Raw genomic sequence first — 18,512 nt, 5'->3', positions numbered from 1 at the left:
TTACACCACGATGTTGACCAGCTTGCCGGGCACCACGATGACCTTCTTCGGCGTGCCTTCGATGAACTTCTGCACGCTTTCCTCGGCCAGCGCGGCGGCTTCGATGGCGGCCTTGTCGGCCGCCTTCGGCACCTTGACGGAACCGCGCAGCTTGCCGTTCACCTGGATCATCATCTCGATCTCGGACTGTTCCAGCGCGGCCGGGTCGACCTGCGGCCAGGCCGTATCGAGGATGTCCTTGCTGGCGGCGGCATAGCCCAGCTCCGACCACAGCGCATGCGTGATGTGCGGCGCCACCGGGTTCAGCAGGCGCAGGAAGATCGACAGGCCTTCGGAAATCACGGCCGAATTTTCTTGTTGATATTCCGCGCTGTCATCGAGCTTGGCCGATTCCAGCGTGTTCAGCATCTTCATGCAGGCCGACACCACGGTGTTGTACTGGATACGCTTCAGGTCGTAGTCGGCTTGCTGCAGCACCTTGTGCAGTTCGCGGCGCAGCGTCTTGCCGGCATCGGTGCTTGCCGTGGCGGTCAGGACCGCATTGGCGGCCGCCACGCGGTCCTTCTGTGCGTAGGCATAGGCCCAGACACGGCGCAGGAAGCGGTTGGCGCCTTCCACGCCGCTGCCCGACCATTCCAGCGTCTGCTCCGGTGGCGAGGCGAACATGGTGAACAGGCGGGCCGTATCGGCGCCGTACTGCTCGATCTGCGCCTGCGGATCGATGCCGTTGTTCTTCGACTTCGACATCTTTTCCGTGCCGCCGATCGACACCGGCTGGCCGTCCGCCTTCAGCAGCGCGGAGACCGGGCGGCCCTTGTCGTCGGTGGTCAGTTCCACGTCGGCCGGGTTGAACCACGTCTTCTTGCCGTTTTCTTCTTCGCGGTAGTACGTTTCGTTCAGCACCATGCCCTGCGTGAGCAGGTTGACGAACGGCTCGTCGAATTTCACCAGGCCGAAGTCGCGCATGACTTTCGTCCAGAAGCGCGCGTACAGCAAGTGCAGCACGGCATGCTCGATGCCGCCGATGTACTGGTCCATCGGCATCCAGTAATCGTTGCGCGCATCGACCATCGACTCCGAACCGGGCGACGTATATTTCATGTAGTACCAGCTCGAATCGACGAAGGTATCCATCGTGTCCGTCTCGCGGCGCGCGGGCTTGCCGCACTTCGGGCAGTCGCACTTCAGGAAAGCTTCATGCTTGTTCAGCGGGTTGCCCGTACCGTCCGGCACGCAGTCTTCCGGCAGCACCACCGGCAAGTCTTTTTCCGGCACCGGCACGGCGCCGCAATCGGCGCAGTTGATCATCGGGATCGGCGTGCCCCAGTAGCGCTGGCGCGAAATGCCCCAGTCGCGCAGGCGGAACGTGACCTTCTTCTCGCCCAGGCCCAGCGCGGCCAGGTCGGCGGCCACGGCATCCACGGCCTCGGCGTAGTGCAGGCCGTCGTACTTGCCGGAATTGGTGACGATGGAAACGGCCTTGTCGCCGTACCATTCCTGCCATTCGGCGGTCGAGTATTCCTTGTTCTCGGCGGTCGTGATCACCTGCTTGATCGGCAGCTGATACTTGTTGGCGAACGCGAAATCGCGCTCGTCGTGCGCGGGCACGCCCATCACGGCGCCGTCGCCGTAGGTGATCAGCACGTAGTTGCCGACCCAGACTTCCACCTGTTCATTGGTGAGCGGGTGGGTGACGAAAAGGCCGGTGGGCATGCCCTTCTTTTCCATCGTGGCCATGTCGGCCTCGATCACGGAACCCATCTTGCACTCGGCGATGAAGGCCTGGAGCTCGGGGTTGTTCTTCGCCGCATGCGTGGCCAGCGGGTGCTCGGCCGCGACCGCACAGAACGTGACGCCCATGATCGTGTCAGGCCGCGTGGTGAACACGTACATCTTGCCGTCGCCGATCAGCTGGCCATCATCGCCCGCGATGGTATGCGGGAAGGCGAAGCGCACGCCGGTCGACTTGCCGATCCAGTTCGACTGCATGATGCGCACGCGCTCGGGCCAGCCCGGCAGCTTGTTGTCGACGAAGTCCAGCAGCTCTTCCGCGTAGTCGGTGATGCGCGCGTAGTACATCGGGATCTCGCGCTTTTCGATCAGCGCGCCGGAACGCCAGCCGCGGCCATCGACCACCTGCTCGTTGGCCAGCACGGTCTGGTCGACCGGATCCCAGTTCACGGTACCTGTCTTCTTGTAGATGATGCCCTTTTCCAGCATCTTCAGGAACATCCACTGGTTCCACTTGTAGTACTCGGGCTTGCAGGCCGTCATCTCGCGCGACCAGTCGATCGCCAGGCCCATCATTTCCATCTGCGAGCGCATGTGAGCGATGTTCGAGTACGTCCATTGCGCCGGCGGCACGTTGTTGGCCATGGCCGCGTTTTCCGCCGGCATGCCGAACGCATCCCAGCCCATCGGCATCAGCACGTTGTAGCCGTTCATCCGCAGGTAGCGGTACATCACATCATTGATCGTATAGTTGCGCACGTGACCCATGTGCAGCTTGCCGGACGGGTAAGGCAGCATCGAGCAGGCGTAGTACTTGCCTTTCGGGAAACGCGGGTCGTTTTCGACGGCTTTATAGGCGTCGATGGCTTTCCAGTGCGCTTGCGCGGCTTTTTCAACGTCGGCGGGACTATATTTGTCTTGCATGATGGATGCAGAATGAGGAGATGGTGAAATGGATATGAACCGGACATTATACAAGCTCAAGATGCCCGGGCTCATGATGTGCAAGTTGCGGCCGCGCGGGAGCACGCCATGATTTACCGGGAGTATCCGCCGCATCCTGCATTGCGGGCGCACGTGGCGTGCCTGTGGACGGCGCGCGTGGCGGCACCGGTGTCGGCGTCCGCCCCGCATGTCCACCGCGTGCTGCCGGACAATTGCGTGGACATCCTGTGGCAGGACGATGGCCGGCAGGCGTATGCGGTAGGCATGATGAGCGCCTCGTTCCTGGTGCCGGCCGCCCGGCCGGTGCGCACGGTGGCGGTGCGGTTCAGGCCCGGTGCGGCCGGAGCATTCCTCGGCGCGCCGCTGCACCCGTTGACGGATGCGCGCGCGCAGCTGGCCGACCTGTGGGGCCGCTCGCTGGCCGACCGCCTCGACGACGCGCTGTGGACCGACGACCTGACCGACCGGCAGCGCATTGCCCTGGTCGAACGTGAGTTGCTGCGGCGGCTGGCCGCGGCGGATGGCACCCCGGCGGCCTCGCTCGGCATGCGGGCCGTGGCCGCGCTGGAAGCCGCGCACGGCGCGCTGACCGTGGCATCGCTGGCCGACGGGCTGGGCCTCTCGCGCCAGCACCTCGCCCTGCAGTTTCGCCAGCAGGTGGGCATTTCCCCCAAGCTGTTTGCCCGCATCTGCCGCTTCCGGCGCGCCCTGGCCCTGCTGCGCGCCCCGGACCGCGATGGCGACCTTGCCGCGCTGGCGGCCGATTGCGGCTACTTCGACCAGTCGCACCTGGTCCGCGACTTCCGCGATTTTGCCGACAGCACGCCGGCCCTGGAACGGCATCGCTGAACGGCACTTGCCGAGCAGGTTGCGGTGGCGCCCCTGCGTGCCATCGCTGGAATTTGCCCGCGCGACCGGGCTGCGGTATCGTTCGTTTCTTCGATGACAACAATTAAAAAACATGAAAGAAATCCTGTGTAGCCTGGCACTGGCTTGCGGCACCCTGCTGCCCGCTGGCGCGGTGGCGGGCGACGCGCCGGCTTCCGCATCCATCCCGGTCGCCAGCTTTTTCCAGAAGTCGGCCACCACCGGTGCCCAGCTGTCGCCCAACGGAAAATTTGTGGCGGTTCGCCTGCTGGCGGAGAGCGGCCGTACCTTTCTGGCCGTCTATGACCCGGCCGGGCGCGAATCGACAGCGGTCGCCAACTTCCGCAATGCCGATGTCGACATGTTTTACTGGCTCAGCGACAACCGCCTTGCATTTACCGTGATCAATGTCGATCATGGCGGCGACGTCGGCAAACCGGGGCTGTTCGCCGTCGACCGCAACGGCCAGAACCGCACCGTACTGTCGGAAACGCTCGTCCGCAAGCGCTCGTTCGCCGAAGGGGACACCGGCGACAACCGCCCGCATGCACAGTTCACCGTTCACGGCTTCCCGTTCAAGAAAGGCGAATACGTGCAGGCGGTCGAGATCGCCGATGGCAGGCAGACGCAGATGCGTGTCGATGCCCGCACCGGATCACGCCAGCCGGTCAAGGCGCCATACGGAACCTATCGCTCGCTGGTCGACGTGGACGGCACCACCCGCGTCGCCACGGCCCTGCGCAATGGCCGCAATGTGACGTTCTTTCTCGACAAGGGGGATTGGCGCCAGATCGACAGCCGGGACGAACGAGACGCCTCCAGCTTCGAGCCGCTGCTGTACGTGGACGACACGCTCTACGTCAGCGCACGCAACGGCACCGACGAGGCGGGCATCTACCGCTTCGACCTGGCCAGGAATGCCCTCGAAGCCAAGCCGGTGATCAACGCGCCCGGCTTCGACACGGGCGGCGATGCCATCGTCAACGACACGCGCCTGCTGGGCTTCCGGTTCACCACCGATGCGGATGTCACCGTCTGGCACGACGAACGGATGAAAGCGGTCCAGCAGGAAGTCGACGCGCTGCTGCCGGGCATGGTGAACAATATCTCGCGCGGCCGCGCCAGCGAAACGCCCTGGGTGCTTGTCGACAGTTATGCCGATATCCAGGACCATACCTATCTTCTCCATAACACCGACACGGGCAAGCAGCTTTTTCTGGGCGGTACCACGCCAGGCATCGATCCGGCGAGGATGGCCCCGATGACGCTGGAGCGCTACCCGGCGCGCGACGGGCGCCGCATTCCCGTGTTCGTGACCTTGCCCAAGGTCGCCGTGCCGAAGCGCCTGCCGACCGTCGTACTCGTGGGCGCCCAGCCGCACAAGCGCAGCGGCCACTGGCTCTGGAATGCCGAAGTCCAGTTCCTCGCTTCGCGCGGCTATGCCGTCCTGCAGCCGGAACCGCGCGGGGTGCAGGGATTCGGTCGCGCCCATGCCGAAGCCGGCATCGGCCAGTCCGGCCGTGCCGTCCAGGATGACATTGCCGATGCGGTGAAATGGGCCGTGGCGGCCGGCCATGCGGACCCGGCAAGGGTCTGCGTTGCGGGCACCGGCTATGGCGGCTATGCGGCGATGATGGCCCTGCTCAGGGATGCCGATACCTTCCAGTGCGGCATCAGCTGGTCCGGCATGACGACCTATGGAAAAAATCCGGACGATGCAAGGCTGAAGGACATCAAGCGCCCCGCCCTGCTGGCATACGGTACCGACGACGAAGCGGTGCCGTACAAGGACGGGCTGCGCTTTTACCAGGCACTGAAGGCCGGCAACGCGCAGGCCGAGTGGCTGGAATACACATCGAGCGTCGACGACTGGAAAACCCGGAAGAACCGCATCGACCTGTGGACCCGCATCGAGGATTTCCTCGCAAGGCAGATCGGCAACAAATGAAGGACGACGGCGGCCCCACGGCGCCGCCGTCCGCGCGCCTTCCATTTTTCCAATCCGTTGCCGTTCCTCGATGGCATGATGGCGCGATCGACAACCCGAAGGAGAACACCATGATCAAGGGACTGCGCACCGCCATCTACCCCGTGAAAGACCTGCCCGCCGCGAAGGCGTGGTACAGCGAAGTGTTCGGCGCCGCGCCGTACTTCGACCAGCCGTTCTACGTGGGCTTCGCCATCGGCGGTTTCGAACTGGGATTGACGCCGGATGGCGAGCCGGGCAAGTCCGGCGTGGAAGTCTACTGGGGCGTCGACGACATCGAGGCCGAAGTCGCCCGCATCCTCGCCCTGGGCGCCAGCACGCACTCGGCCATCCAGGATGTGGGCGACGGCATCAGGGTGGCCGAACTGGCGGACCCGTTCGGCAACGTGCTGGCCCTCATCCATAACCCCCACTTCGATCCGCAAGCCGTGCGCTGAGCGGCCCTGGCGATATACGTTCGATACATGGAACGTACATTGAACGTATATCGCCTGCCCGAGCTGTGGTAATATGCGTTCCGTATATGGACCGTATATTGAGGACAACATGGGCATCGTAAAAATCTCCGACCAGATGCATGAGAACCTGCGCATCGCCAGCGGCGCACTGAGCCGCTCGATCAATGCGCAGGCCGAGCACTGGCTGCGCATCGGCCTGCTGGCCGAAACCAACCCCGACCTGAACTACAGCGACCTGTGCCAGCTGCTGCTGCGCGGCGAGACCGGCCAGGGCCCTCTTCGGCTGACGCCGGTAAAAGGAGAGGCGCTGCACGATGCGTAAGAAGAACAGCGATGCCATCCTGATCAAGTCGCCGGAACAGGTGGAACTGTCGCGCGTCGCCGGCCAGCTGGCGGCCGATGTGCTGACGATGATCGGCCCGCACGTGAAGCCGGGCGTGAGCACCGAAGACCTGGACAAGCTGTGCAACGACTACATCGTCAACGTGCTGCAGGTGATTCCAGCCAACGTGGGCTATGCCGGCTTCACGAAGACCGTCTGCACCTCCGTCAACGAAGTGGTATGCCATGGCATTCCCTCGCCGAAGAAGGTGCTGAAGGACGGCGACATCATCAACATCGACGTGGCCGTGATCAAGGATGGCTGGTTCGGCGACACGAGCCGCATGTACTACGTGGGCAATCCCGGCAAGGCGGCCCGCAAGCTGTGCGAAGTGACGTATGACGCCATGTGGGCCGGCATCCGCGCCGTGAAGCCGGGCGCCACGCTGGGCGACGTGGGCCATGCGATCCAGGTGGTGGCGGAAAGCGCCGGCTTTTCGGTGGTCCGCGACTATTGCGGCCACGGCATCGGCATGGTGTACCACGAAGATCCGCAGGTGCTGCACTATGGCCGCCCCGGCATGGGACTGAAGCTGGAACCGGGCATGATCTTCACGATCGAGCCGATGATCAACGCCGGCAAGCACCAGACCCGCGCGCTGCCCGATGGCTGGACCGTGGTGACCGCCGACCGCTCGCTGTCGGCGCAGTGGGAACACATGGTGACCGTGACGGCCACCGGCTTCGACGTGCTGACCCTGGCACCGGGCGAAAAGGCGCAGTGACCCGAACTGGCGGCCTCTGTTCAGCGGCCGCCGGTCAGCTTCCATAAGCCAGCTTCCTGAGACCAACTTCCTGAGGCCAGCTTCCTGAGGCCAGCGGCCGGCCTACTTCAGCACGAGCTTGAGCGCCGGCTTTTCGCCGTAATCCTCGTAGCGCTCGTTGATGCCGCCGATGCAGAAGGCGATTTCCTCGAGCAGGTCCGGCACCGCGGCCTTCATCGCCGCCGAACCGGTGATGGCGATTTCCAGGACTTCGTTCGGCTTGAGCCGGAACTTCGTCATGCCCTCTTCATCGCGCAGGTAGGACAGGGCGTCGATCCACGAATCCATCGTGGGCGCCACATGGTCGTTGAAACCGAATGCCGCGCGGCTGGCGGCATGAAAGCTTGCTTCGTCGCGGATCGCCGCGCCGTCCAGGGTGATGCTGGCCATTATTCATTTCCCTTCGGGTCGGTGACGAAGACCAGCTTCGTCAAGCCTTCCTGCTGTGCCGCCGCCATCAGTTGCGCCACCGCTTCGTAGCGGGTGGCGCGGTCGGCGCGCAGTTGCAGTTCGGGTTGCGGGTCGCGCCGCGCGGCGCCGGCCAGGCGCGGCTGCAGCTCGGCCGGCTGCACGGCTTCCTCGTTCCAGTACACGGTGCCGGCGGCATCGATGGAAATCCGCACGGCGTCCGCCGGCTGCGGCGCGCCGGATGCCTGGGCCTTCGGCAGGTCGAGCTTCACCGCGTGCGTAAACATCGGCGCGGCGAGGATGAAGATCACCAGCAGCACCAGCATCACGTCCACCATCGGCGTGACGTTGATGTCGGCCATCGATTCCTTTTGCCGGTGATGGTTGAATCCGCCGAATGCCATTGCCAAGCTCCGTTCAGCGCTTCGCCGCGTCCTGGGTCAGGTACGCGTGCAGGTCGTAGGCGAACGCGTCGAGCTCGGAGAGCGTCAGGCGGTTGACCCGGTTGAAGCCGTTATAGGCCAGCACGGCGGGGATCGCCACCATCAGGCCCACGCCGGTCATGATCAGCGCTTCGCCAACGGGGCCGGCCACCTTGTCGATTTCCACGGCACCGGACGAGGACACGGCCGCCAGCGCATGGTAGATGCCCCATACGGTGCCCAGCAGGCCGACGAACGGCGCGGTGGAAGCGATCGACGCCAGCAATGTCAGGCCCAATTCGAGCCGCACCGTGGAGCGGTGGATCGCATCGCGCAACAGCCGCGTGACCTGTTCGGAACGACCCACCGCGGTGCCGAGCGAATTGCCCTTGCCATCGGGCGCCGGGACCGTGCACTGCTCGGCCAGCGCCAGGTAGATGCCTTCCGCGTCACCCGCCGAGACCACCGCCACGCCGTCGGCCAGCGTGGGCGCATCCCAGAACCGCTGCACCACGCGCGCGCTGCGGCGCACCCGCCATGACATCAGCCCTTTCGACAGGATGAAGAACCAGCTCGCCAGCGACATCGCCAGCAGCAGCCAGGCGATGGCGTGGCTGATCGCGTCGCCACGTTCCCAGTATCCTGCGAAGGTGAAGTGTTCCATCGCGCCGGCGCGGGATCAGGTATTCAGGCCCAGCACGTCGTACATGTCGAACAGGCCGGTGGCCTTGTCGGCCAGGAAGCGCGAGGCGCGCAGCGAGCCTTGCGCATAGCCGGCGCGGCTGCTGGACTTGTGGCTGATCTCGATGCGCTCGCCGGTGCCGGCGAACAGCACGGTGTGGTCGCCGATGATGTCGCCGCCGCGGATGGTGGCGAAGCCGATCGTCGACGGATCGCGCTCGCCGGTCACGCCTTCGCGGCCGTACACGGCGCATTCCTTCAGGTCGCGGCCCAGCGCGTCGGCGATCACTTCGCCCATCTTCAGCGCGGTGCCGGACGGCGCGTCGACCTTGTGGCGGTGGTGCGCTTCGATGATCTCGATGTCGTAGCCGGTCGACAGGCTTTTCGCGGCCAGTTCCAGCAGCTTGAGCGTGACGTTGACGCCCACGCTCATGTTCGGCGCGAACACGATCGCCGTTTTTTCGGCGGCCGCCTTCAGCGCGGCCTTGCCGGCATCGTCGAAGCCGGTGGTGCCGATCACCAGCTTGACGCCGTGCGCGGCGCAGTATTCGGCGTGCGCCAGCGTGCCTTCGGGGCGGGTGAAGTCGATCAGCACGTCCGCGCCGCGCAAGCCTTCGGCCAGGTCGGCGGTGACGATCGCGCCGGATGCCTTGCCCAGGAACGCCGCGGCATCCTGGCCCAGGCCGTCGCTGCCGGCGATGCCGAGCGCGCCGGACAGGCGCAGGTCATCGGCATTCAGCACGGCTTCCACCAGCATGCGGCCCATGCGGCCGCCGGCGCCGGCAATGGCGATGTTCAGTGTGGTCATGGGGTTATCCTGTGTTGTTCTTGTTGGTGTGCTTTTTCGCTGACTTTACTGGCCGGCCGGCGGCGTGCTGATCTCGACCGGGTTGCGGTTGCCCGAATCCTGGCCGCTCGGCAGCGGCGCGCGCTGCGCGGCCGGCTGGTTCTCGCTGTTGCGCTTCTCGTCTTTCTGGAATTGCTTGATCGGGCCAGCGATCCGGGCGATGTATTCGCGCTCGGTCGGCAGCTCGCCGCCTTCGAACTTTTCCAGCTTGCCTTCCTTGTCGAAATGCAGGACCACGCTGCTGGTCGTCAGCTCGCCGTCGCCGCGCGCGAAGCGGAACGGATAATCCCAGCGGTTCTCGTGGAAGATGTCGTTCAGCAATGGGGAACCCATGATGAAGCGCACCTGGTCGCGCGTCATGCCCGGTTTCAGTTGCGCCAGCATTTCCTTCGAGACGAAGTTGCCTTGCTGGATATCGGGACGGTACGGCGAGAAGAACCACATGAAGCGCTGGATCTGCGATGCCTTGGTGGTCACGGCGCCCTGCGCCGGATCGACGACCGGGTTGGCCTGCTGTGCCACCTGCGCGCCTTCTTTCGGCCCCAGCACGGTCTTGCCGGCACAGCCGCCCAGTGCGAGCGCCACGCAAGCAGCCGCTGCCAGCAGGGGTACGCGGGATTTCAGCTGATTCATGACTGGCAAGACAGCAGGCGGGACGGACGACGGTGACGCTGGGGTGACGCGCATAAGTGACCTCAAATCGATTGAGCGGAAGTGCCGAAACGCTATATCATAAAGCACTCCAGCCTAAACCGACTACCGAACATGAGTAACAGCCCCACCGACCTGAAGGCCAGCGGCCTGAAGGCCACCCTGCCGCGCCTGAAGATCCTCGACATCTTCCAGAACAGTTCCGTGCGTCACCTGACGGCCGAAGATGTCTACAAGATCTTGCTGGCCGACAATATGGACGTCGGTCTCGCCACCGTTTATCGCGTGTTGACGCAGTTCGAACAGGCCGGCCTGTTGAACCGCAATCACTTCGAAAGCGGCAAGGCGATCTTCGAACTGAACCAGGGTTCCCACCACGACCACCTCGTGTGCCTCGATTGCGGCCGCGTCGAGGAATTCGTCGACGAGGAAATCGAAGCCCGCCAGCAGCGCATCGCCGCCGAACGCGGCTTCAGGATCGCCGAGCATGCGCTGGCGATCTATGGCAGCTGCACGAAGGAGAATTGCCCGCACCGGCATTAATGCCTGACAGCAAAACGGCCCGCGAGGGCCGTTTTTTTCATGCGGCGCGACTATGCACCGGGGACAGACCCTATGCCGTTAAGTTAAGCGTCACGCAATACATTGAAAGCACATGCATTCACCCCAACAGCGAAGGGCTGGGGTCAGAGAGGAGTACCGGCATGCATGCCGGTACCGCTACGCAGGCGAGGAGCAGTGCTCGTCGAAACCCCTGCTCTGCCCCGCCGGGGTGCAGCAGGGGTTTCGCGAAGCCTGCTTCGCGCCTGCGCAACGATGCTGGCATGCATGCCAGCATTCCCTCCTGACCCCGGAATTTGCACTTGGGGTGAGCTTCGATTAGTTCTGGCTCAGCGCGTTCGACAGCAGCCGCGACGTGATGTCCACGATCGGGATCACCCGTTCGTACGCCATCCTGGTCGGCCCGATCACGCCGAGCGTGCCGACGATGCGGCCATTGGCTTCGTACGGCGCGGTGACCACGCTCATGTCGTCCAGCGGCACCAGGGTCGATTCGCCGCCGATGAAGATCTGCACGCCGGAAGCCTTCGAGGACACGTCCAGCAACTGCATCAGGCCGGTCTTTTGCTCGAACATGTCGAACATCTGGCGCAGCGACGTCATGTTCGACGACAGGTCGCTGACCGACAGCAGGTTGCGTTCGCCGGAAATCACCATGTCCTCGCCGGTATCGGCCATCGCTTCGCTGCCCGCCTCCACCGCGGCCTGCATCAGGCGGCCCATGTCGTCGCGCAGCTGGCGCAGCTCGCCCTGCATGCGCGTGCGCACCTCGTCGAATGCCAGGCCGCTGTAGTGCTGGTTGATGAAGTTGGCGGACTGCTGCAGCTGGGACGGCGTGTAGTCGACGTCCGTCAGCAGCAGGCGGTTCTGCACGTCGCCGCCGGGCGCCACGATCACCAGCAGGATGCGTTTCTCGCCCAGGCGCAGGAATTCGATCTGCCGAAACGCCGATTCGCGGCGCGGGCTCATCACCACGCCGGCGAACTGGGACAGCGACGACAGCATCTGCGCCGCGGTGGCGATCAGCTTTTGCGGCGGCTGCGCCTGCGGGCGCAGCCTGGATTCGACATCGCGCTCGTCGATCGGCTGCACGGTCAGCAGCGTGTCGACGAAGATGCGGTAGCCGCGCGGCGTGGGCACGCGCCCGGCGGAAGTGTGGGGGCTGGCGACATAACCGAGTTCTTCCAGGTCGGCCATGATGTTGCGGATCGTGGCCGGCGACAGGTCAAGGCCGGAAATCTTCGACAGGGCACGCGAGCCGACAGGCTGTCCGTCGGCGATATAGCGCTCTACGAGGGCTTTGAGCAGGGTTTGGGCACGGGTATCGAGTTGCATGATCGTTTCACAGGCTAGGCTTTCATTATGCACCGCGGGGCGCGCGCCGGGAATTCAATCGGCTAACTGTTGTTCCAGCCACGCAATCAGCTCGCCCACGTCGCGGCAGATCGCGTCGGGCACGATGCCCGCTTCCAGGTGGGCCGTGCTGCCCGTGCGGTTCATCCACACCGCCCGCAGGCCCGCCTTTTGCGCGCCTTCCACGTCGAGGCGCAGGTCGTCGCCCACGTAGACGGTTTCGCCGGGCGCCACGCCGAGCGCCTCGCACGCCGCCAGGAAGATGCCGGGGTCGGGTTTCGCCTTGCCGAAACGGCTGGCCGCCAGCGATACCTTGAAATGGTGGGCGAGACCGATGACTTCAAGGTCCGCGTTGCCGTTCGAGACCGAACCGAGGGTGACCTTTTCGGCCAGGCGCTGCAGGCCGGGCAGCACGTCGTGGTACAGCTCCACGGTGTTGCGGGCCGCCGTGAAATGCCTGATCGCCCCGTCGAGCCGGGCCAGGTCTTCGTCCACGTGCCGGAACGCCGCTTCGAGCGCGGCGCGGCGCAGGCCGATCAGGTCCAGGTGGTGTTCCGGCTTTTCCGCCAGCAACGCCATGCGCTGTTCCCGCAATTGTTCGATCGTGAAGGCCTGCGCCACCTTCGGCGCGTGTTCGGCGAGCCAGGCATGCAGGCCCCGTTCCGCTTCGGCGATCACCGGGCCGATCGGCCACAGCGTATCGTCCAGGTCGAACAGGATGGCTTTGGGTCGTGCGATGTCGTTCATGGCGCCATTGTCGCATGGCCCGGCCGGAAAGGCCCGGGATGCTGTCGCTTTGGTATTTACTTGGTGCTAAATTAGCGGACTGACATCGAACCGGGGTCATCATGCGTCTGCTGCCTGTTCCATCGCTCCTGCCTGCCGCGCTTGCCGCGGCTCTCCTCGCCGGCTGCGCCACCACCGCGCCGCTGCCGCCGGACGTGCTCTCCAGCTACGTGGTCCTGGGCGAGGAAGGCGCCGCCACGGCCCGCGTGATCACCGTCGCCGCGGCCTGCCCCACGCTGGACGTGGATGGCCGGCCGGTGCCGATGTCGGTCCGCGCCGCCCCGGCCACGATCGCGCAGCGGCCGACCGCATCGGCTCCGGCCGATTCGAAGCCGTCGGCATTTCCGGTGCTCGCGTGCGAAGCGCCGTTGCCGGCGGACACGCAGCGGGCGGCCCTGGCCGGCAGCCCCCTGCCGCTGCCACGGCACGAGGCGCGGCGCATCGTCGTCATCGGCGACACGGGCTGCCGCCTGAAGAAGGCCGATCATGCCTGGCAAGCCTGCAACGATACGGAGCAGTTCCCCTTCGCCGGCGTGGCGGCAGCGGCGGCCCGCTGGCAGCCCGACCTCGTGGTCCACGTGGGCGACTACCACTATCGCGAGAATCCTTGCCCGGACGGCAACGCGGGCTGCGCCGGCAGCCCGTGGGGTTATGGCTGGGATACCTGGCGCGAGGATTTCTTCCGGCCCGCCGAGCCCCTGCTGCGGGCCGCTCCGTGGGTGGTGGTGCGCGGCAACCATGAAAGCTGCACCCGCGCCGGCCAAGGCTGGTGGCGCTTCCTCGATCCCCGCCCGCTGCAGGCCGGCCGCGACTGCAATGCGCAGGCCGACGACGCCATCGGCAACTACAGCGATCCGTACGCGGTGCCGCTGGGCGGCGATGCGCAATTGCTCGTGGTGGACACGGCTGCCACGTCGTGGCGGGGCTTGCAGCCGGGCGATACCGGCTTCGCGCGCTACCGCGACGCCTATGTGCAGGCTGAAACGCTGTCGCGGCGCACCACCTGGAACCTGCTGGCGAACCACCACCCGGTGCTCGGCTTCGGCGCCAGCCTCGACAAGGCCAGCCAGTTGCGCCTGGAACTGGGCGACGCGGGCTTGCAGCAAAGCTTCGGCTCGGTCAATCCGCTGCTGCTGCCGCCCCGCGTGCAGGCGCTGCTGTCCGGCCACGTGCATATGTGGCAACAGGCCAGCTTCAAGACCAGCCATCCGAGCCAGTTCGTGGCCGGTTTCTCCGGCACCATGGAGGATGTGGTGCCGCTGCCGGAAGAGGTGTCCGCCATCCAGCCGGCGCCCGGCGCCGTGATCGCCCATTTCAGCGCCTGGCAGGGCGGCTTCGGCTTCATGACGATGGAACGCACCGGGCCGGATACCTGGCAGGTGGCGGTGCACGACCGCGGCGGCAATGTGCGCAACCGCTGCCAGTTGCAGGGGCGTGTATCGTCCTGCGCCGTCGCGCGCGTGCCGTGAAGGCGCGGCCATGACACAGGTCGTTACAAGGATTTAGCGCCTCCGGGCTTGCCAAATGGACTAAAATAGGCGCCGCTTCCGGCTCAGTACGCGCCGCTTCCGGCCCGGCCGTGCCGCTGCCGGGTCAGCCGCCGCCCGGCATCCGCCCCGATCAATTTGGAGATTGTTATTGTTATGAAGAGTATGTATGCGCGCGCAACCGCAGGCGCGCTGTGCGCCGCGATGCTGGCCGGCTGCGGCGGTGACGACAACGGCAACCTGACGCTGCTGGTGACGGTCGAAGGCCTGGCCAAGCCAGGCCTGGTCCTGAAGAACGGCGACCAGACCGTGTCCGTCGCCGTGGGCAGTTCCCAGGTCTATTTCCCGAACCTGATCGCCGAGGATTCCACGATCAATATCGAGGTGGTGACTCAGCCTACCGCTGCCAGGTGCGACGTCGAAGAATCCTCGGGCAAGAACATCAAGGCCAACTACTACACCGCGCTGCGGCCGAGGGTCATTTGCGAAACCAACAGCTACCAGCTGGGCGGCACCGTGACCGGCCTGACGCAGGACCAGCTGGTGCTGGCGCTCGGTAACATGACCGTGACGATCCGTCCCAATACCGGCCCCGACTTTGTCTTCCCCGGCAAGGTATTCGACGGCGCCGCCTACGGCGTGACAGTGCTGCAGCAACCCGAGGGACTGTTCTGCACCGTGGACAACCCCACCGGCACGATGCCGTCGGGCGACAAGCTGAATCTCGCGGTCTCGTGCGCTCCGATCGCTTCGCCCGCGTCCTGAACATCGCCCCAACTGGAGAACTAGATGAAAGCAAAATACTTCGGCACGGCGGTGCTGGCTGCCGCATTGGCGCTGGCCGGCTGCGGCGGCAAGTCGGAATTCACGATCACCGGCGCCTTCTATGATTCGCTGGGCAACAAGGTGCCGCTGGCGAACCCGGGCCTGCAACTGGCCAATGGCGACGACGTGATCTCGGTACCGGTCGGCGCCACGGACTTCAGCTTCCCGCGCACGGTCGAATACGGCAGCAACTACAACGTGGTGATCAAGACCCAGCCGCAGCACATGACCTGCAATCCGCCGAGCACCGCGGGTACCGCCGGCCGCATGGAAGCGGTCACCGTGGCGCTCAACTGCACCCAGAACCGGTACTCGGTCGTGGTGTCCGTCAAGGGCCTGACCGGCGCCAACCTGCAGCTCATCAACGGCTCGACCGTGCTGCCGGTGACGGTGGCTTCGCCAACGGCCAGTTTCGACAACATTGCTGTCGGCGATCCGTATGGCGTGACGATCTTCAACCAGCCGGACGGCCAGACTTGCACGATCGCCAATGGCGCCGGCATCATGGGCGATGCGATCCGTGCCGATGCCCTGGTGACCTGCACGAAGAACCCGTGATATTCACAGGAGGAATGATGGGCATTCTGAAAATAAAGTGGATCAATATGCGGCAGCGCATCATAATCACTCCCGTCTCCTCCACTTCTTTCTGAGAATTGGATTTAGCCGGCTCCCAGAGCCGGCTTTTTTTTGCCCGCGTTTTTGCTTGCGGTCCTTCAGGACTGGCGGCGCCGGTGCAGGGCAAGCAGGCCCAGGCCGCCCAGTGCCAGCAGGAGCGAAGACGGTTCCGGCACGGCGGATACCTGGGCCAGTTCGTTGGAGGCCACCACGCTGATGCCGCCCGGGATGCCGTTCGTTTGGGGCGACAGCGCGAACTCGACCAGGCTGCCCGCATCGCCGATATAGCCGGTCAGGTCGGCGTTGTACAGCGTGACGGCAAACAGCGACGCGTCGATGCTCTCCGTGGTGGCGAAGGCGCCGTCGAAGCGGATATCGAAGCTGAACAATCCTCCCAGCTGGACGTATTGGGTCAGGTAATCGCCGCCGTCCTGGTTGCCCAGCACCACGCCGGCCGGAATCGTGCCGGTCACTCGGGGCGACGCATCGAACACGGCGCCGAACTCGCCGCTGAAATTATCCAGGATGGCGCGGGCCGGCGTGGCCCCGGCGTTGGCCAGGAAGGTAAAGTCCAGCAGGGCCTGGCCGGTGAAGGCGCGGGTATCGACGCTGACGTGGTAGAGCGCCGCGCTGGCGGCGTGGCTGAACAGCAGGGCCAGCGTGGCCAAAGACAGGGCCAAGTACGAGCTCATGCGATGCTTCAGGTTTTTCATCATGCGTTGCCTCGCTTTCAGAAGTAGCCGACGTAGACGGCATTGGTGTAGCTGATGGCCAGCTTGCCGGGATTGCTGTAGACCAGCGGTACCGTGACCGAGGCGCCGGGGGCGATGGCGTCGGCCGCGAGCGTAATGTACGGTGCGCCGTCGCGGGTGCCGCTGGCATTGTCGAGGGCGACACCGGCCGGGAGCTGGTCCAGCACCAGCTGGAACGGACCGGCCAGCGCGGCGCCGCCGGTGTTGGTGAGGGTGATGGAGGCGCTGTACTTGCCGGTGATGCGGTTCCAGGCGAGGCCCGAACGCAGCAGCGAGAAACTCGACGTGACGTCCAGGTTCGCCCCGTCGATCGCCACCTTGCCCGAGCCGGCAGTGGCCAGGTTGTGCATCTTGACCTCCTGGAACGAAGCGCCCGGCCGGTAGTCGTACGTGGGCGTCCAGCCCAGCTCATTGGTATAGGGCCCCACCGTGAAGCCGCTGCTGGCCGCCGCGGCCACCACCTTGGCCCAGTTATTCTCCAGCGCCGCCCTGGCTGCCGCTTCCAGCGCGGCGGAGGCGGGCACGCCATTGATCCACGAGCCCACGTCCTTGAACTGGTAGCCGTTCAGGTTCGACATGACTTTCGCGGCGCCAGCCTCCGGACCGGTGATCTCGAACGCATTCGATTCGGACAGGATCTTCGATTCCGCGCCCATGCCGATGAAGTAGCCGAGGCGGTATTTCGCTGTCGCGGAGGTGTCGCCCCGGTAGTAATTGTTGTAGACGTGGATGCGGCCGAAGCGTGCGCGCGGCGCGCGCTGGGCAATGTTGTCCCACACATTGTTATGGAAGGTGATGCGGTTGAAATCGCGTTCCTTGGCGCCGTTCCCGTCGCCCGAACCGCCCACCATATTGGTCTTGTCGTGGTTCTTGAAGATGTTGTACGACAGGGTGACGTAGTCGCTGCTGTCCTCGATGTCGATCAGGCCGTCGAAGCGGTTGACGTGCGACGTGACGCCGTTGATGGTGACGATTTCCTCGGCGGGGTTGCCGTCGCTCAGCGTGCAATGGTCGATCCACAGCTGCTTGCCGGTCACCACGGAGATGGCCTTGTAGCGGGAATCCCAGGCGCTCTTGCCGTCCCAGCTGGGCGTCAGGTCCTGCGGCGCCTGGAATTCCAGGTTGCGGATGATGATGTTGGGCGTGGCGTTGATCGAGAAATAGCCATCGACCACCCTGGCATCGCGGCCCACGCCGACGATGGTGGTGTTGGACGGGATGATGAACTGGATCTGCGCCTTCTGGAGGTTGCGCAGCGTGCTGCGCGCCGAGCTCAGTGCCGATATCCGCGCGCGCAGGGCGATCGCTTCCGGGTCGCCCTGCGCCACCCTGGCGTTCAGGTCGGCCATGAAGGCCGTGTCCAGGCTTTGCAGGTACAGGTTGAAGTCCCACTTGGCGGCGGTGGCGTTGAGGGACTTGTAATAGGCCTCGTCGGCCAGCCTGCCGTTGCCCAGGTCGGTGCCGTAGATGGTGCCGACGATCCGGATGATCTTCGGCTCCCGCTTGGCCGCGGCGGGATCGGTGGCATAGGTAGGGCTGTTGGTGTTCGCCAGCGCCGCATTCAGTTCGGCCCAGTTGCGCACGACATAGATATTGCTGGCCGGCGCACCGGCGCCGCCTGTGGTGCCCGCGCCTTGCGATGCCCAGCCGGTGGCCGCGGCGGCATGCAGGCTGGCATCCATGTTCCATGCCGGCGCGGCTTGCGGCGCCGCATCCTGCCGGGCCATTGCCGCCATCGTCACGCTGCCGCCCTGCCCCGCGGCGGCTTCGCCGCCCGCCTGGCCGCCGCACCCCTGCATCAACAGCGCCGCGGCCACCATGCCCAGCGCCGCCCGGCACGGCGTTCCCGCTCCGTTGCCCGCACTACGTCGTGTCTCCATTTTTCGCCTCCTTCAAGGTCATATTGGTCAGGCCAGTATAGATTTGGCTCGACCAAAAATGGATCACTCGCAGTGTTTTTAATTTAATAAAATCACGACAATGATTGC

Annotated in this window: 19 protein-coding genes; 9 read left to right on the top strand and 10 right to left on the bottom strand. The window is 65.1% G+C overall.

Annotation, left to right across the window (positions count from 1 at the left end; translation table 11 throughout):
- Positions 1 to 2,655 (bottom strand): leucine--tRNA ligase, encoded by a 2,655-nt coding sequence (gene leuS, locus EYF70_RS00440; RefSeq protein WP_131143630.1) that lies wholly within the window; start codon positions 2,653 to 2,655, stop codon positions 1 to 3.
- 108 nt (positions 2,656 to 2,763) lie between these two features.
- Between leuS and EYF70_RS00435 the strand changes: the two genes are divergently transcribed.
- The 5 genes from EYF70_RS00435 (at position 2,764) to map (ending at position 7,094) form a co-directional block, all read left to right on the top strand.
- Positions 2,764 to 3,525, top strand: coding sequence for a helix-turn-helix transcriptional regulator (locus EYF70_RS00435; RefSeq protein WP_131143629.1), 762 nt, complete (start codon positions 2,764 to 2,766; stop codon positions 3,523 to 3,525).
- A gap of 112 nt (positions 3,526 to 3,637) precedes the next feature.
- Positions 3,638 to 5,491, top strand: coding sequence for an alpha/beta hydrolase family protein (locus tag EYF70_RS00430; RefSeq protein ID WP_131143628.1), 1,854 nt, complete (start codon positions 3,638 to 3,640; stop codon positions 5,489 to 5,491).
- A 110-nt stretch (positions 5,492 to 5,601) separates the two neighbouring features.
- On the top strand, positions 5,602 to 5,967 hold the full coding sequence (locus tag EYF70_RS00425) for a VOC family protein (protein WP_131143627.1): 366 nt from the start codon (positions 5,602 to 5,604) through the stop codon (positions 5,965 to 5,967).
- Positions 5,968 to 6,076: 109 nt separating this feature from the next.
- Entirely contained in the window at positions 6,077 to 6,310 is a 234-nt protein-coding gene (locus tag EYF70_RS00420) for a ParD-like family protein (RefSeq protein ID WP_131143626.1), read from the top strand.
- A complete protein-coding gene (gene map / locus EYF70_RS00415) occupies positions 6,303 to 7,094 on the top strand; it encodes a type I methionyl aminopeptidase (protein WP_131143625.1) in 792 nt (263 codons plus the stop codon). Before EYF70_RS00420 ends, map begins: the two co-directional genes overlap by 8 nt.
- A gap of 102 nt (positions 7,095 to 7,196) precedes the next feature.
- Here map and EYF70_RS00410 read toward each other — a convergent pair whose 3' ends face one another.
- From EYF70_RS00410 to EYF70_RS00390, 5 genes are read right to left on the bottom strand one after another with little or no spacing between them, the layout of a single operon-like run.
- Positions 7,197 to 7,523 (bottom strand): barstar family protein, encoded by a 327-nt coding sequence (locus EYF70_RS00410; protein WP_131143624.1) that lies wholly within the window; start codon positions 7,521 to 7,523, stop codon positions 7,197 to 7,199.
- Positions 7,523 to 7,945, bottom strand: coding sequence for an ExbD/TolR family protein (locus tag EYF70_RS00405; RefSeq protein WP_131143623.1), 423 nt, complete (start codon positions 7,943 to 7,945; stop codon positions 7,523 to 7,525). Before EYF70_RS00405 ends, EYF70_RS00410 begins: the two co-directional genes overlap by 1 nt.
- A gap of 13 nt (positions 7,946 to 7,958) precedes the next feature.
- A complete protein-coding gene (locus EYF70_RS00400) occupies positions 7,959 to 8,627 on the bottom strand; it encodes a MotA/TolQ/ExbB proton channel family protein (RefSeq protein ID WP_131143622.1) in 669 nt (222 codons plus the stop codon).
- Positions 8,628 to 8,642: 15 nt separating this feature from the next.
- Complete coding sequence (gene dapB / locus EYF70_RS00395) at positions 8,643 to 9,452, bottom strand: 4-hydroxy-tetrahydrodipicolinate reductase (protein ID WP_131143621.1); 810 nt, start codon at positions 9,450 to 9,452, stop codon at positions 8,643 to 8,645.
- A 45-nt stretch (positions 9,453 to 9,497) separates the two neighbouring features.
- Positions 9,498 to 10,124 (bottom strand): outer membrane protein assembly factor BamE, encoded by a 627-nt coding sequence (locus EYF70_RS00390; RefSeq protein WP_174800381.1) that lies wholly within the window; start codon positions 10,122 to 10,124, stop codon positions 9,498 to 9,500.
- Between the two features lie 132 nt (positions 10,125 to 10,256).
- Here EYF70_RS00390 and fur point away from each other — a divergent pair, with 132 nt between their 5' ends.
- The gene (gene fur, locus EYF70_RS00385; RefSeq protein WP_131143619.1) at positions 10,257 to 10,685 is read left to right on the top strand and encodes a ferric iron uptake transcriptional regulator; all 429 of its coding nucleotides are present in this window, start codon (positions 10,257 to 10,259) and stop codon (positions 10,683 to 10,685) included.
- Between the two features lie 336 nt (positions 10,686 to 11,021).
- Here the strand turns inward: fur and hrcA are convergent, their stop codons facing one another.
- Positions 11,022 to 12,038 (bottom strand): heat-inducible transcriptional repressor HrcA, encoded by a 1,017-nt coding sequence (gene hrcA / locus EYF70_RS00380; protein ID WP_131143618.1) that lies wholly within the window; start codon positions 12,036 to 12,038, stop codon positions 11,022 to 11,024.
- 54 nt (positions 12,039 to 12,092) lie between these two features.
- The gene (locus EYF70_RS00375; RefSeq protein ID WP_131143617.1) at positions 12,093 to 12,803 is read right to left on the bottom strand and encodes an HAD family hydrolase; all 711 of its coding nucleotides are present in this window, start codon (positions 12,801 to 12,803) and stop codon (positions 12,093 to 12,095) included.
- Positions 12,804 to 12,904: 101 nt separating this feature from the next.
- On the opposite strand from EYF70_RS00375, the gene EYF70_RS00370 reads away from it, so the two are divergent.
- The 3 genes from EYF70_RS00370 (at position 12,905) to EYF70_RS00360 (ending at position 15,712) form a co-directional block, all read left to right on the top strand.
- Entirely contained in the window at positions 12,905 to 14,311 is a 1,407-nt protein-coding gene (locus tag EYF70_RS00370; protein ID WP_131143616.1) for a metallophosphoesterase family protein, read from the top strand.
- A gap of 174 nt (positions 14,312 to 14,485) precedes the next feature.
- A complete protein-coding gene (locus EYF70_RS00365; protein WP_131143615.1) occupies positions 14,486 to 15,094 on the top strand; it encodes a hypothetical protein in 609 nt (202 codons plus the stop codon).
- A gap of 24 nt (positions 15,095 to 15,118) precedes the next feature.
- The gene (locus tag EYF70_RS00360; protein WP_131143614.1) at positions 15,119 to 15,712 is read left to right on the top strand and encodes a fimbrial protein; all 594 of its coding nucleotides are present in this window, start codon (positions 15,119 to 15,121) and stop codon (positions 15,710 to 15,712) included.
- Positions 15,713 to 15,870: 158 nt separating this feature from the next.
- On the opposite strand, the gene EYF70_RS00355 is transcribed toward EYF70_RS00360, so the two are convergent.
- Positions 15,871 to 16,464, bottom strand: coding sequence for an NF038129 family PEP-CTERM protein (locus EYF70_RS00355; RefSeq protein WP_165497539.1), 594 nt, complete (start codon positions 16,462 to 16,464; stop codon positions 15,871 to 15,873).
- Between the two features lie 38 nt (positions 16,465 to 16,502).
- Positions 16,503 to 18,404: a pectate lyase family protein gene (locus EYF70_RS00350; RefSeq protein ID WP_131143612.1), complete on the bottom strand. Its 1,902-nt coding sequence runs from the start codon at positions 18,402 to 18,404 to the stop codon at positions 16,503 to 16,505.
- Positions 18,405 to 18,512 lie beyond the last annotated feature (108 nt).

The organism is Pseudoduganella albidiflava (assembly GCF_004322755.1).
Taxonomy (GTDB): domain Bacteria; phylum Pseudomonadota; class Gammaproteobacteria; order Burkholderiales; family Burkholderiaceae_D; genus Rugamonas; species Rugamonas albidiflava.
This window is presented reverse-complemented; position numbering and strand designations above follow the sequence as displayed.

Excerpts from the sequence above, each read along its gene's own strand:
- leuS (WP_131143630.1), bottom strand. The coding sequence starts at position 2,655 with ATGCAAGACAAATATAGTCCCGCCGACGTTGAAAAAGCCGCGCAAGCG.
- EYF70_RS00435 (WP_131143629.1), top strand. The coding sequence starts at position 2,764 with ATGATTTACCGGGAGTATCCGCCGCATCCTGCATTGCGGGCGCACGTG.
- EYF70_RS00430 (WP_131143628.1), top strand. The coding sequence starts at position 3,638 with ATGAAAGAAATCCTGTGTAGCCTGGCACTGGCTTGCGGCACCCTGCTG.
- EYF70_RS00425 (WP_131143627.1), top strand. The coding sequence starts at position 5,602 with ATGATCAAGGGACTGCGCACCGCCATCTACCCCGTGAAAGACCTGCCC.
- EYF70_RS00420 (WP_131143626.1), top strand. The coding sequence starts at position 6,077 with ATGGGCATCGTAAAAATCTCCGACCAGATGCATGAGAACCTGCGCATC.
- map (WP_131143625.1), top strand. The coding sequence starts at position 6,303 with ATGCGTAAGAAGAACAGCGATGCCATCCTGATCAAGTCGCCGGAACAG.
- EYF70_RS00410 (WP_131143624.1), bottom strand. The coding sequence starts at position 7,523 with ATGGCCAGCATCACCCTGGACGGCGCGGCGATCCGCGACGAAGCAAGC.
- EYF70_RS00405 (WP_131143623.1), bottom strand. The coding sequence starts at position 7,945 with ATGGCATTCGGCGGATTCAACCATCACCGGCAAAAGGAATCGATGGCC.
- EYF70_RS00400 (WP_131143622.1), bottom strand. The coding sequence starts at position 8,627 with ATGGAACACTTCACCTTCGCAGGATACTGGGAACGTGGCGACGCGATC.
- dapB (WP_131143621.1), bottom strand. The coding sequence starts at position 9,452 with ATGACCACACTGAACATCGCCATTGCCGGCGCCGGCGGCCGCATGGGC.
- EYF70_RS00390 (WP_174800381.1), bottom strand. The coding sequence starts at position 10,124 with ATGAATCAGCTGAAATCCCGCGTACCCCTGCTGGCAGCGGCTGCTTGC.
- fur (WP_131143619.1), top strand. The coding sequence starts at position 10,257 with ATGAGTAACAGCCCCACCGACCTGAAGGCCAGCGGCCTGAAGGCCACC.
- hrcA (WP_131143618.1), bottom strand. The coding sequence starts at position 12,038 with ATGCAACTCGATACCCGTGCCCAAACCCTGCTCAAAGCCCTCGTAGAG.
- EYF70_RS00375 (WP_131143617.1), bottom strand. The coding sequence starts at position 12,803 with ATGAACGACATCGCACGACCCAAAGCCATCCTGTTCGACCTGGACGAT.
- EYF70_RS00370 (WP_131143616.1), top strand. The coding sequence starts at position 12,905 with ATGCGTCTGCTGCCTGTTCCATCGCTCCTGCCTGCCGCGCTTGCCGCG.
- EYF70_RS00365 (WP_131143615.1), top strand. The coding sequence starts at position 14,486 with ATGAAGAGTATGTATGCGCGCGCAACCGCAGGCGCGCTGTGCGCCGCG.
- EYF70_RS00360 (WP_131143614.1), top strand. The coding sequence starts at position 15,119 with ATGAAAGCAAAATACTTCGGCACGGCGGTGCTGGCTGCCGCATTGGCG.
- EYF70_RS00355 (WP_165497539.1), bottom strand. The coding sequence starts at position 16,464 with ATGAGCTCGTACTTGGCCCTGTCTTTGGCCACGCTGGCCCTGCTGTTC.
- EYF70_RS00350 (WP_131143612.1), bottom strand. The coding sequence starts at position 18,404 with ATGGAGACACGACGTAGTGCGGGCAACGGAGCGGGAACGCCGTGCCGG.